At 65.1% G+C, this 15,143-nt stretch carries 16 protein-coding genes; 3 read left to right on the forward strand and 13 right to left on the reverse strand.

What is annotated here, in order from left to right; translation table 11 throughout:
- Positions 1 to 105: 105 nt before the first annotated feature.
- Positions 106 to 1,332 (reverse strand): HD-GYP domain-containing protein, encoded by a 1,227-nt coding sequence (locus ACWHYV_RS13645; RefSeq protein ID WP_447977041.1) that lies wholly within the window; start codon positions 1,330 to 1,332, stop codon positions 106 to 108.
- Between the two features lie 112 nt (positions 1,333 to 1,444).
- On the opposite strand from ACWHYV_RS13645, the gene ACWHYV_RS13650 reads away from it, so the two are divergent.
- The 3 genes from ACWHYV_RS13650 to ACWHYV_RS13660 are packed head-to-tail and all read left to right on the forward strand — an operon-like array spanning position 1,445 to position 5,697.
- Entirely contained in the window at positions 1,445 to 2,791 is a 1,347-nt protein-coding gene (locus tag ACWHYV_RS13650) for an HD-GYP domain-containing protein (RefSeq protein WP_447977042.1), read from the forward strand.
- A 13-nt stretch (positions 2,792 to 2,804) separates the two neighbouring features.
- Complete coding sequence (locus tag ACWHYV_RS13655; RefSeq protein WP_447977043.1) at positions 2,805 to 5,294, forward strand: response regulator; 2,490 nt, start codon at positions 2,805 to 2,807, stop codon at positions 5,292 to 5,294.
- Between the two features lie 31 nt (positions 5,295 to 5,325).
- Positions 5,326 to 5,697 carry an Hpt domain-containing protein gene (locus ACWHYV_RS13660; RefSeq protein ID WP_447977044.1) on the forward strand — a complete coding sequence of 124 codons (372 nt, stop codon included), beginning with the start codon at positions 5,326 to 5,328 and terminating at the stop codon, positions 5,695 to 5,697.
- 269 nt (positions 5,698 to 5,966) lie between these two features.
- On the opposite strand, the gene fliW is transcribed toward ACWHYV_RS13660, so the two are convergent.
- The 12 genes from fliW to flgF all read right to left on the reverse strand — a co-directional run bounded on the left by fliW (position 5,967) and on the right by flgF (position 15,066).
- Complete coding sequence (gene fliW / locus ACWHYV_RS13665; protein ID WP_447977045.1) at positions 5,967 to 6,401, reverse strand: flagellar assembly protein FliW; 435 nt, start codon at positions 6,399 to 6,401, stop codon at positions 5,967 to 5,969.
- Positions 6,398 to 6,637, reverse strand: coding sequence for a carbon storage regulator CsrA (gene csrA, locus ACWHYV_RS13670; RefSeq protein ID WP_447977046.1), 240 nt, complete (start codon positions 6,635 to 6,637; stop codon positions 6,398 to 6,400). The genes fliW and csrA overlap by 4 nt, the downstream gene beginning before the upstream one ends.
- Before the next feature lie 37 nt (positions 6,638 to 6,674).
- A complete protein-coding gene (gene flgL, locus ACWHYV_RS13675) occupies positions 6,675 to 7,565 on the reverse strand; it encodes a flagellar hook-associated protein FlgL (protein WP_447977047.1) in 891 nt (296 codons plus the stop codon).
- Between the two features lie 93 nt (positions 7,566 to 7,658).
- Positions 7,659 to 9,044 carry a flagellar hook-associated protein FlgK gene (gene flgK / locus ACWHYV_RS13680; RefSeq protein ID WP_447977048.1) on the reverse strand — a complete coding sequence of 462 codons (1,386 nt, stop codon included), beginning with the start codon at positions 9,042 to 9,044 and terminating at the stop codon, positions 7,659 to 7,661.
- The gene (locus tag ACWHYV_RS13685) at positions 9,044 to 9,559 is read right to left on the reverse strand and encodes a flagellar protein FlgN (RefSeq protein WP_447977049.1); all 516 of its coding nucleotides are present in this window, start codon (positions 9,557 to 9,559) and stop codon (positions 9,044 to 9,046) included. The genes flgK and ACWHYV_RS13685 overlap by 1 nt, the downstream gene beginning before the upstream one ends.
- Before the next feature lie 17 nt (positions 9,560 to 9,576).
- The gene (locus ACWHYV_RS13690) at positions 9,577 to 9,879 is read right to left on the reverse strand and encodes a flagellar biosynthesis anti-sigma factor FlgM (protein WP_447977050.1); all 303 of its coding nucleotides are present in this window, start codon (positions 9,877 to 9,879) and stop codon (positions 9,577 to 9,579) included.
- Between the two features lie 61 nt (positions 9,880 to 9,940).
- Complete coding sequence (locus ACWHYV_RS13695) at positions 9,941 to 10,318, reverse strand: rod-binding protein (protein WP_447977051.1); 378 nt, start codon at positions 10,316 to 10,318, stop codon at positions 9,941 to 9,943.
- Between the two features lie 21 nt (positions 10,319 to 10,339).
- Positions 10,340 to 11,581, reverse strand: coding sequence for a flagellar basal body P-ring protein FlgI (locus tag ACWHYV_RS13700; protein WP_447977052.1), 1,242 nt, complete (start codon positions 11,579 to 11,581; stop codon positions 10,340 to 10,342).
- Positions 11,582 to 11,811: 230 nt separating this feature from the next.
- Positions 11,812 to 12,516 (reverse strand): flagellar basal body L-ring protein FlgH, encoded by a 705-nt coding sequence (locus tag ACWHYV_RS13705; RefSeq protein WP_447977053.1) that lies wholly within the window; start codon positions 12,514 to 12,516, stop codon positions 11,812 to 11,814.
- Positions 12,517 to 12,556: 40 nt separating this feature from the next.
- Entirely contained in the window at positions 12,557 to 13,315 is a 759-nt protein-coding gene (gene flgA / locus ACWHYV_RS13710; RefSeq protein WP_447977054.1) for a flagellar basal body P-ring formation chaperone FlgA, read from the reverse strand.
- Between the two features lie 15 nt (positions 13,316 to 13,330).
- Positions 13,331 to 14,122, reverse strand: coding sequence for a flagellar basal-body rod protein FlgG (gene flgG, locus ACWHYV_RS13715; RefSeq protein ID WP_447977055.1), 792 nt, complete (start codon positions 14,120 to 14,122; stop codon positions 13,331 to 13,333).
- Positions 14,123 to 14,343: 221 nt separating this feature from the next.
- Positions 14,344 to 15,066: a flagellar basal-body rod protein FlgF gene (gene flgF, locus ACWHYV_RS13720; protein ID WP_447977056.1), complete on the reverse strand. Its 723-nt coding sequence runs from the start codon at positions 15,064 to 15,066 to the stop codon at positions 14,344 to 14,346.
- Positions 15,067 to 15,143 lie beyond the last annotated feature (77 nt).

Genomic DNA, 15,143 nt, shown 5'->3' on the forward strand with positions numbered 1-15,143 from the left:
CGTGTTCCGGCCTGTTTCTTGTGAAACGAAGCCCGGTGGAACGAGGCGGCACGACGGCATCCGGCAAAGACTGCCGGCCGCTGGGCAACATTCGCAGGACCCTGATCAGACGTTGGAATCGGTATCGAGGTAGGCGCTGACGTCGATCCGGTGCTCCTCGGCATTCACCACGCCGAGGATTGTTCGGATGGGCTTTCTCGTCTGCTCGCTCAGATTCACTCGGGTGGGCGGCGTTCGCTCGAGGCTTGGATCGCGCACGATGATCAGCTCCGGTTCGACCGGCCGCTCATGGTGCACGCGGGCGACGATGCCGATCTCGCCGGTGTCCAGCAGCACACACGAGCCCACGGGATAGACCCCCACGCACTGAATGAAGCGCTGGACCAACAGGGAGTCCAAATGCCCCCGCTGCCCCAGGTCATAGAGAAATTGGAGCGCACGATGAGCCGGCATCGCGCGGTGATAGCAACGGTCGCTGGTCATCGCATCGTAGATATCGACGACGCTCGCAATCAGCCCGAACTGGGTCAGCTCGGCCTTGCTGCGCCCGAAGGGATAGCCGGTCCCGTCCACCCGTTCATGATGCTCGAGAGCCGGGCGGATGACCTCATCCTGATACTCCGGCACGCGGGAGAGAATCTCCACTCCGCGGAGCGCGTGTTGCTTCACGATCTCGAACTCCCACGTCTCGTAACGGCCGGGCTTGTTGAGCAGCTCCACCGGGATCTTCGTCTTCCCGATGTCATGGAGCAACGCCCCGGCACCGAGCCGCTCGAGGCCGTCGCGTCCCATCCCGATCTTTCGCCCCAAGGCCAGGGCCAAGACCGACGTATTGACCGAATGGAAGAACGTGTATTCGTCGAAACTCTTGAGCCGCGACAGACTCACGAGCGCGTCGGGGCTTTGCAGGATGTTGTCCACCAAGCCGGTCACCACCCGCGACACCTCGTCGGTATTGATCGCGCGCCCGGTTCGGGCGTCGCTCATCGCCTGCTGCACGACTTCTTTGGCCCGGTCGTACACCTGCCTGGCGGCTTCCAGTTCCTCGGGTTCAGCGGCATGGCGGTCGGCCGCTGCGTCTTCCGCTTCTTGGGCCGCCTGGATGAGGGCCGCCCCGGGCGCCCCGGACGGCGTCCCTTCCGCGCACCGCGGCGGAAGCTCTTCGGCCTCGACGTCGACGAACCGAACGCCCGCCCGTTTGAGCTTCTCGATCTGATCCGGTCGGGTGATCCGCATGTGGTGGCGGAGAAACGGCGTTTTCAGCCACGACTGATCCATGCCGACGACCGACATGCCGACGGTGAGTTGTTCCAACGGGATGGTCTTCCGCATGCGGTTCCTTATCGGCCTCGTGACGGCGGGGCTTGAGGGGCACCGTGCACCGCGGATGAATTAAAGCCGCGCCCCAGCGGCACCGATAACTCCTGAGATGGAGCCGGGAGCCGTGTCCGCCGCCTTTCAAGCGGACCGTCGCCTCGGCTACACCGAAGAGCCGTCCCGGGCTGGGCGCGTACAGGAGCAAGAGGCCATGCCGCCGGATCATTCGAGTGTGCGCACGATCCCGATCGAGGAATTGCGGCCGGGCATGTTCGTGGAACGGTTGGACCGCTCCTGGCTGACCACGCCGTTTTTCCGCCATCGCTTCGTGCTCCGTGACGAGGGCGAGATCGAGATCCTCAAGCGGCACGGCATTCGCCGCGTGGTCGTGGATTTCAGCAAGAGTGAAGAGGTCGAGGCCCAGGCCCCGCCCGCCGTCGCGCGCCCCGGGCCGGACCTTCCCGAGCCGGCCTCTCCGCCTCCTCTGCGGATACATGGCCCGAGCCCGGCCGCCGTCCCGAGCCGAAAGGACATGAAGATCGCACGGCTCGTCCATGCGGAGGCGGTGTCGGCGGTCGAGCGGATGTTCGCCGGAACGACCACGGCCGCGCGGATCGACACTCCCGCCCTGCGCAGCATGGTGGGACGCATCCGCGATCGGCTCACCGAGCACCGTGCCGCGGCGCTCGCCGCAGTCCGCTTGCAACAGTTGCAGCGGTACGATCGCAATCTCTTTGCACATGTCGTCGATGTGAGTGTGTTGTCGATGGCCGTGGGCATCGAGCAGGGTCTGGACCCGGTCCGGCTCGAAGAGCTCGCGCTCGGCGCCCTGCTCCACGACATCGGCGAGATGCGTCTGCCACGCAATCTGTTCAGGAAAGCCGGCGAGCTGCTCGATTATGAGCGGACCGTCATGCAACAGCATCCGACCCTGGGCCTGGCGATGTTGGGTGCGGGGGACGTCCCCGCGGTGGTTCGGCACATCCTCGTCCAGCACCATGAGCGGATCGACGGCTCCGGCTACCCGTGCCAACTCGCCGGGGAGGCCCTTGCGCCTGAAAGCCAACTGGTCGGATTGATGGACGTGTACGATGCGATGGTGACGTCGCGAGGCGGACGTCCCGCCATTCCCCCGCCGCAGGCCATCCGACGACTCTATCAACTGGGGCTTGCGAAACAATTCAGCCCCGTGCTCGTCGAGCAGGTCATTCAGTGTCTGGGCGTCTATCCCATCGGCAGCGTCGTCGAGCTCAATACCGGCGAGCGGGCGGTCGTCGTGGCCGTGAATCCAAGCGTCAGCTTGAAGCCCTCGGTCAAGTTGATCACCGACCCCAAAGGGCGCCTGTATGCCGAGCCCCTGCTGCTCGACCTGTCGGCGCCGGATGAGGCGGGCCGGGCCAAGACCATCCGCCGTGACCTCGATCCCGCCCGCGAGGCCTGTGACGTCGTGCCCTATCTGGAAGGCGTGGCATGACGGGGAGCGCCTCATGACCATGGACGGCCGATTCCTCGGCGATTCTCCGGACAGCTTTGCCAACGCGCTCCTGGAGGCATTGACGGTCGGAGTGTGTACGGTGGATGCGGCGGGACGGATCTTGTCCCTGAACCCCGAAGGCGCCCGGTTGCTGGGTTGGCGCGAACACCTCTGCCGGGGTCGTCGCCTGCACGATTTGATTCACTGCACGATCGCCGCCGAGGACCCGGTCTGCCTCATCACCCGCGTCCTTGACGCCGAGCAGCCTGTCTGGGCACCCCAGACGATCATCCAGTGCCACAACGGCCAGGTGAAGTGCGTGGAATGCAAGTGCGTGCCGCTTCAACTCCCCGGGGAGGTCGGGGCGCTCCTGAGTTTCCGCGACTTGAGCCATCAACTTGAATTGGAACACGACCATTCGCGGCTGGCCTCGATCCCCGAAGAGAGCCCCTATCCCATCGTCGAGTTCGACGCGGAGGGCGACATGCTCTACGCCAACGCAGTGCTCATGCGCCTCTTGGCCGACTTCGGGTACACCGAGGGCGGCCACGCGGCCGTCTTGCCCCCGAATTTGCCGGCCATCCTCGGCGAAGCCCTCAACGGTCTTCCCGTCAAGGATCGTGAGGTCTTCGTTCGAGGGCGCTGGTATTCATGGACCTTCTGCCCGATTCCTGGGCACCGGCAAGTGCGGGGGTATGGGGTCGACGTGACGGCGAGCAAGCGCGCCGAGGAGGCCGTCAAGCAGTTTGCCCAGGCGGTCGAGCGCCACAACGCGCAGCTCAACCTGGCGCTGACGAAAGCCGAGGAGGCGGTTCGGGTCAAGTCGGCCTTCCTCGCCACCGTGAGCCACGAGATCCGGACGCCGATGAACGGCGTCATCGGCATGACCGGCCTGCTGCTGGACACCCCGCTGACCGACGAGCAGCGCGAATACGCGGAGGCGGTGCGACAGTCGGGGGAGACCTTGCTGAGCATCATCAACGATATCCTCGATTTCTCCAAGACGGAGGCGGGCAAGCTCGAGCTCGAGATCATCGAGTTCGATCTGCGCGCGGCAGTCGAAGAGTCCGTAGGGCTGCTCGCCGAGCGCGCGCAGGCGAAGGGGCTGGAGCTGGCCTGTTGGGTGGACCCTTCGATTCCCGCCTTGGTGAAGGGAGACCCGGGTCGCCTTCGTCAGATCCTCACGAATTTGATCGGCAACGCCGTGAAGTTCACGGAAACAGGAGACGTCATCGTGACGATCGCCCTGACCGATGAGACGGCGTCCACCCTACAGGTTCGCTGCGACGTAGTCGATACGGGGATCGGAATTGCGCACGAGGCGCAAGGCCGGCTCTTTCAAGCATTCTCCCAAGCGGACAGCACGACGACCCGGCGCTATGGCGGGACCGGACTGGGCTTGGCCATCTGTAAGCAACTCACGGAGCTGATGGGCGGCCAAATCGGCCTTGATAGCGCGCCGGGGACAGGCAGTCGGTTCTGGTTCACGGTCCCCTTGTCCCGGGCCACCGCCCCCGGACCATCGCCGCGTCCACCGGCCGCCTTGGCCGGCCGCCGCGTCCTCATACTGGACGACAGCACCGCCGTCTGCGGCCTTCTCCAACGGATGACCAGCGCATGGGGCATATCCACCACCTGCACGACGACGCCCGAGGAGGCCGTCGCTCTGATCCAGCACGCCGACGCAGAGGGGCGCCCCTTTGAGGCCGTCATCCTCGATCTCGTGCTTCCCGGCATGCAGGCCGCGGAATTGGCCGAACGCCTCGCGGCGCACCCGGCCGGGTCGAGAATGGGGAAGGTCGGCCTGGTCCCCTTGGGTCATTGGGCCCCGGCTGACCGCGTGCGACGGGCGGGGATCGCCACCTTTCTCACCAAGCCGGTCCGGCAACCTCTCCTGCTCGAAGCACTGGGCACCCTCCTGAGCGACGCCGGCCTCGTCGCATCTCCCGCCCAACAGGCCGGCCCCCTGGTCATCCGCCGTGTCGCCCGGACTCGCGGGAAGGTTCTCGTGGTCGAAGACAACCCGGTGAATCAGCGAGTCGCGCTGCGGATTCTCGAGAAACTGGGGTATGCCGTCGACGTCGTCGCAAACGGCCTCGAAGCGGTCGATGCGATCAAGCGGATTCCGTATGCAGCCGTGCTGATGGACTGCCAGATGCCCGAGATGGATGGGTACCAGGCAACACGACACATCCGGGAATTCGAGGCTCAGCAGGTTGATCGGCAGGGACCCGGAAGGGTGCCCCCGGGGGAGAGCCTACCCCGACAAGATTCCACCTCGGCGGCTTCCGGCGCTCGCCGCCTCCCGGTCATCGCGATGACGGCCAACGCCTTGCAAGGCGACCGTGAACGGTGCTTGGAGGCCGGGATGGACGACTACATTTCCAAGCCGGTGAGAAGCGAGGAGCTGGAGCATACGCTCGCACGCTGGATCCCGCAAGGCGGCCAGGGCGCCGGCGTTTCTCGGTCCCCGACGCTACTTGGGCGCCATGATCGAGAATGAGCCCGCGAGCACTCGCGGAAGGCCGTCGCCCATGATCAACGAAGCGGGCGGCCAGGGGCCCGCACCGGCGGATTTCGACGCCGCGCTCGCGCGTCTGGATGGCGATGAGGCGCTCTTACGCGAGCTCATCGACCTGTTTCTCCATGATTGCCCCCGTTTGACCCGCACGCTTCACGACGCCCTCCGCCGATCCGACGCCCAGGGGGTACGCGCAGCCGCACATACCTTGAAAGGCTCACTGAAGGAGGTTTCGGCTCCAGCCGCCGTTCAGGCGGCGTATGCACTGGAGCTCATGGGGTCGGCGAACGATTGGACCGGGGTCGATGCCGCCGTGGCCGCCCTCGATGACGCGCTCGCACGGCTGATCCCCACGCTCGAACGGTGGCTTCATTCCGCCCCCTAGCCCGCACTATTCATGAGCGCTTCTCCTGCACCCGCCGATACGCCGCTGTGACACAGCTTGGGTGCGTGTTTTACGCACCCAAGCGGGCGGGCTCGCCCCTCATGGCCTCAACGTACTGGTCAAGTACGCCTCGGCCCCTCGGGGCTCCGCGCGTCCGGTTCGCCTGGCGTCTTGGCGGTTTCGTCACGAACCGTCATGAATAATGCGGGCTAGTCGGGCGCCTGATGGGCGCGTCCTCCGCCTTTCTACGTTCAGAAGAGCCGTGACGCTCAGACGGGGGCCGATGCCAGGGACAGCGGACAGCGGGTGGGATAGTCGTCGCGCAGAATGATCTGCCTGGCCGCGCGAGTGCGTGGATTGACGACCACCGGCCCGCGCAGGTTGCCCGTCAGGACGGGAGGATCTTCGGACCGAACGGTGACGAGGACGAACACCAGGACGTCGCTCCCTGCCTGCCCCAGCTCACGCAACTCCTCTTCAGGGATCCTCACATCGTACGGGGTCGCAAAGAGGACGGGATCGGCGATCACGAACGCGAGGTGCGGCTCATCAGCCGACTGCAACCATTTGAAGGGGACGTCACGATCGTGGTCCAGCACCACGTAGCGCTTGGAAAGCGGAAACCCCAGGATGCCGTCCGGAAACGAGAGCACGCTCTGATCGGGACACTCGATCGTGCCGAAACGCGAGGTGGCGATCCTCATCGCGGTTTTCCGAACCGTTCACTCAGCGACTCGAGCAGCGCGGGACTCGGACCGGTGGCGGCCGCATGCCGATTCTCTTCCACGATGCGGGCATAGACTTCGTCTCGATGGACCTTCACGTTCACCGGCGCCTCGATGCCGAGACGGACCTGGCCGCCCTTGATCTCCACGACCACGACCCGGATGTCCGGCCCGATCGTGATCCCTTCCCCCGACTTTCGACTCAGCACCAGCATGGCAGCCCTCCCTGGCTCCCACAGGTCCGTTCAGGTGCTAGCGCAAGAACTTGAGCAACGAGGTCTCGAACAGATCATTGGCGCTGCGGGCGGCGGCCTCGAGCGCAATCTGCTGGCGCGTCAGCTCCGTGTAGGCCTCCGCCACATCGACGTCCTCGACCCCGGAGAGCGCCGCCTTGCGGGCATCGCGCGTCCGCCCCAGTGAGGACTCGGCGCCGTCCAGCCGGTTTTCGAATGCCCCTAACTGCCCCTGCGCGTCGGTCACTTGGGTGATGGCCGCATCGACGGCCTCGATACCCGCCGCGATGCCGGAGCCGTCATTCGTTTCGAGCGCCGTCAACAGGTCCCTGAGCCCGTCGAAGATATCGGCTCCCGGCCCCGTGAACACCCGGCTGCCCGGCAGTGCGACCTGAATCGTCTGCCCCTTGCCCACCGCGATCGATTGCGTCTCGTCGTTCCCAATGTATTGGACAACGTCCCCCGAGACGAGCACGAAGGGATCGACGTCCGTCCGCGTTCCCGCAAAGATCCGCTGGCCATTCACCTCGGTATTCGCCAGACGCAGGATTTCACGCTGCAGCGCCCGGACCTCGACGGCGATGAGGTCTCGATCGCCGGCGCTGGTCGTGTCGCTCCGCGCCCGTACGGCCAGTTCCTTGATCCGCCCAAGATTGTTGCTCACCTCGCCGAGCGTGCCGTCGGCGACGGAGACCCGGGTGGTGCCGAACGAGACGTTCCGCAGCCATTGGTCGGTCGTCGAGAGGTCGGATTTGTATCCGACGATGTTGCCGAACGCGATCGGGTCATCCGACGGGCGGGTCACGCGCTTCCCGGACGACACCTGGTCCTGAGCCGTCAGGCTTCGTCGTCCGATCCGCTGGAAGTTTCCCAACAAGACCGCGTAGAGCTGCTGATCCGCAACCCGCATGTGCTCACTCCCCTTCAGCCTGAGCCTGTGGTGGGGACCCGGCGGCCCGGTCGTCTCGCCCGGGCCCCCGCGACTGCCCGCACAGTCGTCCCCTCATCGCTTGATCGCGAGAATCGTCTGCAGCAACTCGTCGGTCATCGTGATGATCTTCGAGGCGGCCTGGAACGCGCGCTGGTACTTCATCATGTTGATCAGCTCTTCGTCCAACGACACGCCGGACACCTCCGCCCAGTGCGCTTCCAACTGCTCCTGCACGAGCTCCTGGGCTTCGAGATCGTGTGCGGCTTTCTTGGCCGCGGATCCGATCCCCGCCGCCGTGATTTCGTAATAGCCGCTGACCGTGGAGCCGCCCAACGCGGCGATCGGTGCATGCTGCAGGTCGGCGAGCGCGAGCGCGTTCACATTGTTGCCCGGGACCCCGGCCGCGCTGTCCGAGGCGGCGATTTTCCGGCGATCGCTCAGAGCGACGGCGATCGTGCGGGCCGTGAGGCCGCCGGCGGTAAAGAAATCGAGGCCGGTCGAGCCGTCGAGTCCGTACCCGACCTGGTGCTGGGCGTTCACTCGGCTCACGAGGTTCGCGGCGAGGATGTCCAGGTCGCCCTGGAGGCCCGGGATCGTGGTATCGCGGGCGTCGAGCAACCCTCTCAGCCGCCCGCCGTCGATCACCGAAGAAATGCTGATGCCGGCCTGGTCGTACTGCACGTCCAGCAAGCCGTTGTTGGACGCATTTGCGACGCCGGACAGCGTCCTCGCCCGGTTTTTCTCGATCAACACCTGCCCTCTGCCGACAAAGACGGAGATCTGCCCCGTCTCATCTTCGACCGTGGAGACGTCGATGAGCGCACCGAGGTCGTTCACCAGCCGCTGGCGCTCATCCCGCAAGTCGTTGGCATCCTGACCCGACAGCTCCGCCTGCTCGATCTTCTTGTTCAAATCGGCGATCTGTCCCGCCAACCTGTTGACATCGGTGATCGCTTCCGCCACCTGGCGGTCCAATCCTTGCCGCTCATCGACGAGCGTACGATCGGCCTGATGGAAACGGTCGACCAGGGCCTGCGCCTTGGAGAGCAGCGTGGACCGAGCCGTCAGATCGGACGGACTGGTCGCGACATCCTGAAAGGCGGCGAAGAGGTCGTTGAGATCGCTCCCGAGGCTCTGATCCTGCGAGTCACCGAAGAGACGTTCGAGCCTGGCCAATGCGGTGCTCGCCGCATCGTACTTGCCTCGCTCCTCATGGGAAGCAAGCAGTTGCGCGTTCACGAGCTCGTCGGCCTTCCGTTTGATGCGCGTGACCTGCACCCCGCTGCCGATTTGTCCCGGCCGCCCGTTCAGCGGCAGCGCCTCGCTCAGGATCGCCTCTTGTCGCGAGTAGCCTTTGGTATGGACGTTCGACATGTTGTGGGACGTGACCGAGAGTGATTTTTGGTAGGCGGACAGACCCGACCACCCGATGTTGAAGAGATTGCTGATGCCGGACATTATCCCCTCCTCCGCAACAGCCCACCCTCTGGCGCAGGCGCGGACACCGCCCCATGTTCGCCGTACAGGGGAACCGTATCAGGGGACTCGGGCTGAACCGCCCTCAAGACCTGCTGCAGGAAGCTGACGGATCGATCGACGACATGCCGCAGGACCGCGTTGTCGCGCCGGACAGCGGAAAGACCGGCCTCCAGCCGCGCAGCTTGCCGGCCGAGCCGTTCCCCGAGCCCGGGGCCCGTACGGGCGGCGATCATCGAGACCGTCAGGTTCTCCGGGTCCATGCGCCATTGCGCACCCAGCCGACTCACCGACTCCTTCCGTCGCGCCTCGAGCACGCGGAGCCCTTCGAGCACCCGCAGCTTGGCCTGCGTCACGTCGGCGAGGCGCTCCAGCGAGAGGCCGACGATCGCGTCGCGCTCCGCCTCCAATGTACGCTTCAACTCGGCGGTGTGCTGTGCCATCGCGGCGAGCACCTCGTGCAGCGTCTCGACCTCGGCGTGGAATGTTCCGTCCATCTGTTCGTGCCGCCCTTCTACAGCACGGCGTCGGTCAGCACGTGCCGGATCAGGCTGTCGGCCACGGTGCGGCCATGGACGTCATAGGTGCCGCCGTCCACCGCCCGTCGAATCCGTTCCAGGCGTTCGGCTCGTGCGGCATCACCCTCGTCGGTCATGCCTTTGATCCGAAGGATTTCCTTGGCATCGGCCGAGATGCGAACCTGGTCCTCGCGTGGCTGGGCGGGGGAAGCCCCCGGCTGCACCGGCCGCTCGACCTCCTGCACCCCGAGCAGAAGGCGGGCTAGTTCCTGGGCTCCGCCGTGTCCTGAAATCTGCATACTGACTCCTCTCCTGGAAGATCACCGGTGGTCCGGAGATCAGGGCTATCGCCTCGTCTCTCTATCGGTCGCTCGCCTTCGAACCTTTAGGGCTTCCCTCATCGGTTTGCGTGAGCTGCTGCTCCAGTAATTCGGCCAGTCCAAGCCCGCCGGCTTGGGCGGCCGCGCGGCCGACCTCCTGATCATAGAACGCGTAGAACTGTTCCCCGGCCTTGTTCTCGATGAGCCCGGTCGGGATGCTTTCCCGCATCACCTTCATGAGATAAGCGATGAAGAAGGCCTCGAACTCCTGCGCCGCCTTATGAAGCTGGGCCCGGCTTTCCCGGGATGCCCGCTGGAGCGCCCGCGCGGCCTGCTCAGCCGGAGCCGTCTGCGGCACCACCGGAACACCGCCGTGCAACGAAAGGACACCCCAACCGTCACCGCGATCATCCATCATTCATCCATTACTTTAAGTATGTCATATAATTTCAAGGTTTGCTTGCAGTGCTCCGGCCGCCTTGAGCGCCGAGAGGATCGCGACCAAGTCCCGGGGCGTCACCCCCACCGCGTTGAGCGCCCGGACCACCTCTCCGAGCGTGACCGTCTCATCCACCACAACCAACCGGGACTGCTCCTCCTTGATCTCGGTTTGGACATCGGGGGTGACGACCGTCTGCCCGGCGGTCGAGCCGATGATCGGAGCCGGCGGCTGCGAGACGTTCAGCGTCGATTTGACCGCGATGCTCAGATTGCCGTGCGAGATCGCGCACGTGGACAGCCGGACATGCTCGCCGAGCACGACCGTCCCGGTCCGCTCGTTCACCACGACTTTTGCCGGCACGTCGACCGAGACATCGAGGCCTTCGAGCGTCGCCACGTACTGAACGACCCTCCCTTGAAAGGCCGGGGGAATGGCCGAACGAATGTGCCCCGAATTGACGGCGACGGCGGTTCCCACTCCGAACACCCCGTCGATGGCTTCGCTGACCCGCAGGGCCGTCGTGAAGTCCGCCTGTCGTAGCATGATGTTGATCGACTCCCACGCGTCGATGTTGACCGCCACTTCCTTTTCCACGATCGCCCCGCCCGGTACCGTCCCCGCCGCCTGGTGATTCTTCACGACGGTGCTCCCGCCCGCCCCGCCGCTACCGCCGAGAAAGCCGCCGATGGAGATCGGCCCTTGCGCGACCGCGTAGACCTGTTGGTTCGGGGCCTTCAACGGCGTCAGCAGGAGGGTGCCCCCCTGGAGGCTCTTGGCGTTGGCCATCGAGGAGACCACGGCGTCGAGCGTCATGCCCGGCTTGGCGAACGGAGGCAGTTTGGCCGTGACCATGACCGAGGCGATGTTCCGCGTCAGCAACTGGATGGGATCGATGACGAGATTGATCCCCATCTTGTTCAACATCGACATCATGGCCTGGATCGTGAATTGCCCGCCGATCACCTGATCCCCGGTCCGATCGAGCCCCACGACCAAGCCGTACCCGATCAGTTGGTTCTCGCGGACCCCTTCGATCATCGCGACGTCTTTGATCCGTGCCGCCTCCGCCGAAGGCCCGCCGACAAAGACGGCGGCCAGCAGCCAGACGAGCAGACGATAGCGCCGTAAGAACTTCTCGAGCTGACTGACCGGGGCCGCGGCGGCTCGCCGTCCATTCGAACCTCTCCGTCCGCTCTTCCGCAGTCGGCGGTCGCGCTTCAGGGTCGTCTTGCGCTCCATCAGAGAAGCCTCTTGCTCCTTAGCCCGCAGTATTCATGAACGCTTCTACTGCAACCGCCGATACGCCGCTGCGACGAGCTTGGGTGCGGGGTATGCACCCAAGCGGGCGGGCTCGCCCCGCCCAGCCTCACCGTACCGTTTCAAGTACGCCTCGGCCGCTCGGGGCTCCGCGCGCCCGTCTCGCCTGGCGTCTTGGCGGTTTCGTCACGAACCGCCATGAATAATGCGGGCTAGAACGGGTAGATCCAGTCCAGCACGCGAACGAACCAGCCCGGCCGTTGAACGTCGTCCACCACGCCGAGCCCGGAGTATTCGATCTTGGCTTCCGCGATCGCCGAGGAGACGACGGTATTCTTCGTGTCCACATCGACGCGCCGGACGATGCCGCTGAGCGTCATCAACTGCTTCTCGCTGTTGACGACGACTTCCCGCCGGCCCTCGACCCGGAGATCGCCGTTCGGAAGCACCTCGGTGACCATGGCGGACAGGGTGCCGGTCAGGGTATCCGCGCGGTTCGTCGAGCCCTTGCCGCCGAATTTGTTCTTCGAGCTGGCGTCGATGGCCAAGCCCCGCTGCGCTTCCGCGCCCAATCGGACTCCCGGGATCCCGATCGTCCCGACCGCGCCGCCGTCGACGCTGTTGGTCAGCGTCGATTCCCGCTCCGCCTTCGTGTCCGCGCTCTTCGATCCCTTGTGGTTCTCGCTGATCTTGATCGTGATGATGTCGCCGACCCGCATGGCGCGCATGTCTTCGTAGAGATAGGCGCGCCCATTCTCCTCCTGCCAGAGGGACCCGGTGGTTTTCGGCGGGGGGATGGGCGGCACGATCAGCTTCGAGCTCGGCGGCGGTGAGGAACAGGAACAGGCCGTCGCGATGGCCACCACGAGGGCGTACACCGGGAGAAAGCCGGTCCGCTGCGCCTTACCACAGGTCATGCTGCACACCCTCCCGGATGTCCGGCCCGCAGTGACACGCTCAAAACCCGACCCGCACGAGCCCGGGTCCGACGACCGTGGCGCGGATCTCCTTGCCGGAGTCCTGATTCGTCACCGGGATGCTCTGCCCGAGTTGTCCGACGGCCTTCGTGATCCCCGTAGTCTGGACGATGAGTCCTCCACGCCTCGCCTCGATGGTCACGCGCTCCCCCTTGCGGACGGCATAGGGGGTCCCGACGGCCGATGTGCTGATCGCCGCCTGAGGAGCCAACGGACGCACCGCGCGTTTGCCGACCGCTTCGGCGGGATCGGTCAACACCTGACGGGGGAGGACGGTGACCGGGATCCGCCCGGTCGTCACATCGTCCGCCTGAATCACCTCGTCGGTGCGGATGACCCGCGTCGGCATCAGCACCTCGACGAAGGCCAGCAGGTCCGCGGACACGTGCACCGTCTGCACGGGCTTTCCGTCGACCGCAATGGCCACTTCGAACGTGCGGCGGCCGAACGCGTCGATCGGAGCGTTGGGCAGCACGCGAAGAGCGAGCTTGCCGGACGGCACGGACACCGGGCCGACGGGATCCACGACGGTCACCTGAAGCTCGTCGAGCTTGAGCTCCGGCTGCGCCTTGACGTAGTCGCCGATCACCTGTTGGAGCTGCTCGAGCGGGACCACCTGCGTCCCTCTCGCCGCCGGCCTCGACTTGGCCGCAGGCGCCGGAGCGGGGCAGAGCGCCGAAGCCAAACCCAACCACAGGACCCACCCGGCGATGACCATTCGCACCCGGCTGCTGCGCATTGCCTCTCCCCGGACCTAGCGTCTGAGATTGTTCGCGATTCCCATCATGTCGTCGGCCGCCTGAATCGCCTTCGAGTTGATCTCATAACTGCGCTGCGCGATGATCATGTTGACCATCTCTTCGGCCAGGTTCACGTTGGAGCTCTCGAGGAAGCCTTGCTGGATCTGGCCGAACCCCGTCGAGAAGCCCGGGACGCCCTGTGTCGGCGGGCCGGAGGCGAAGCTGTCGAGAAACAAGTTGTTGCCGATCGCGACGAGACCGGCCGGGTTGTCGAATCGCGTGAGCTGGATCTGACCGACCTGCGAGGCCTGCGTCACCCCGGGGAGCAGGACCGAGACGGTCCCGTCCTGCCCGATGTCCACTTTCAATGCGCCGGACGGAATCGTGATGACGGGGTTCAAGACGTCTCCGTCACCGGTCACCAGATTGCCGACGTTGTCCCGCTTGAACGAGCCGTTGCGCGTATACATGATCGTGCCGTCGGGGCGCTGGACCTGGAAGAATCCCGGCCCGTCGATCGCGATGTCCAGCTCATTGCCGGTCTGGCGCAGGTTGCCCTGCACCCATTCCTTCGAGACCGTGACCGGCCGCACGCCCGCCCCGACCTGGACGCCCACCGGAAAGACGCCGATATTGGAGGCGTTCGTGCCCGGCATCCGTTGAATTTGATAGAGCAGGTCGGCGAACTCCGCTCGGCTGCGCTTGAACGCGTTGGTGTTGACGTTCGCGAGATTGTGGGCGATCGTGTCCACGTTCAGTTGCTGCGCCGTCATCCCCGTCGCCGCCGTCCACATCGCACGAATCATCGGTCACCTCCGGTTGACGAATGATGAGTGCAGAGCGATGAGTGATGAATGCCGGACACCGAGCGTCCTTCGCCCCGATTCATCACTCAGCACTCATCGCTCAGCACTTCCGTTCCCTTCCCTTGTCCCGATCATCATTCAGCACTCAGCACTTCTATTCTCTTCCTTCATCCCAATTCATCACTCAGCACTCATCGCTCGGCACTCAGCACTTCAATTCCCTACCCCACCCGTCCCACGTCTTCCACCACGCGCTCGGTCATGCGATCGAAGGTTTGGATCAGCTTCTGGGCGGACTCATACAGCCGCATCCCTTGGATCAGCTTGACCATCTCGGCGAGCGCGTTCACGTTTGACTCCTCGAGGTAACCGGGCTCGACGACCGCGTCCTTGGCCGCCTTCGGGTTCATCCCGATGAAGAGTCCATCGCCGACCTTCGCCGCCTTCGCATCAGGGAAATCGACGATCTTGATCCTTGCCACTTCCTCCCCGTTGACGGTCACGGTCCCGCCCGGGCCGACGTGGACGTCACCCGCTTTCACCGTGATCTCACCCCGAAGCCCCATGACCGGATCGCCGCCCTCCGTCACCAATCGACGCCGGCCGTCCAGGTGAAACAGGCCGTTCCGGGTGTACCGCGTGCCCTGTTTCGTGTGGATTTCGAAAAACCCCGACCCGCGGATCGCCAGGTCGAAGGGGTTGCCGGTTCGGCGCAGCCGGCCGGCGTCGAACACCGTCTTCACCCCATGCGCGTTCACGAACACGCGTTCCTGGGGCCCCGACGCCGAGCGGCCGGCAAGCGACCGCGTGAAGACCGAGCGGAACAGCGATTCATCCTCCTTGAACCCGGCGGTGTTCACGTTGGCCACGTTGTTCGAAAAGACTTGGATCTGGCGTTCCTGCGCCAATGCGCCCGACAGAATGGGATAGATGCCTCGATTCATGCCCGACTCCTTTTCTAGCCGCCCATTCGACAAAAGCAAGGCAAGTGCCATCGTCCAGCGCGTGACCGCCTCCCGTC

It is taken from the genome of Candidatus Nitrospira bockiana, assembly GCF_965152565.1.

Coding starts and splice junctions, on each gene's coding strand:
- ACWHYV_RS13645 (WP_447977041.1), bottom strand. CDS start 1,332: ATGCGGAAGACCATCCCGTTGGAACAACTCACCGTCGGCATGTCGGTC.
- ACWHYV_RS13655 (WP_447977043.1), top strand. CDS start 2,805: ATGACCATGGACGGCCGATTCCTCGGCGATTCTCCGGACAGCTTTGCC.
- ACWHYV_RS13660 (WP_447977044.1), top strand. CDS start 5,326: ATGATCAACGAAGCGGGCGGCCAGGGGCCCGCACCGGCGGATTTCGAC.
- fliW (WP_447977045.1), bottom strand. CDS start 6,401: ATGAGGATCGCCACCTCGCGTTTCGGCACGATCGAGTGTCCCGATCAG.
- csrA (WP_447977046.1), bottom strand. CDS start 6,637: ATGCTGGTGCTGAGTCGAAAGTCGGGGGAAGGGATCACGATCGGGCCG.
- flgL (WP_447977047.1), bottom strand. CDS start 7,565: ATGCGGGTTGCGGATCAGCAGCTCTACGCGGTCTTGTTGGGAAACTTC.
- flgK (WP_447977048.1), bottom strand. CDS start 9,044: ATGTCCGGCATCAGCAATCTCTTCAACATCGGGTGGTCGGGTCTGTCC.
- ACWHYV_RS13685 (WP_447977049.1), bottom strand. CDS start 9,559: ATGGACGGAACATTCCACGCCGAGGTCGAGACGCTGCACGAGGTGCTC.
- ACWHYV_RS13690 (WP_447977050.1), bottom strand. CDS start 9,879: ATGCAGATTTCAGGACACGGCGGAGCCCAGGAACTAGCCCGCCTTCTG.
- ACWHYV_RS13695 (WP_447977051.1), bottom strand. CDS start 10,318: ATGATGGATGATCGCGGTGACGGTTGGGGTGTCCTTTCGTTGCACGGC.
- ACWHYV_RS13700 (WP_447977052.1), bottom strand. CDS start 11,581: ATGGAGCGCAAGACGACCCTGAAGCGCGACCGCCGACTGCGGAAGAGC.
- ACWHYV_RS13705 (WP_447977053.1), bottom strand. CDS start 12,516: ATGACCTGTGGTAAGGCGCAGCGGACCGGCTTTCTCCCGGTGTACGCC.
- flgA (WP_447977054.1), bottom strand. CDS start 13,315: ATGCGCAGCAGCCGGGTGCGAATGGTCATCGCCGGGTGGGTCCTGTGG.
- flgG (WP_447977055.1), bottom strand. CDS start 14,122: ATGATTCGTGCGATGTGGACGGCGGCGACGGGGATGACGGCGCAGCAA.
- flgF (WP_447977056.1), bottom strand. CDS start 15,066: ATGAATCGAGGCATCTATCCCATTCTGTCGGGCGCATTGGCGCAGGAA.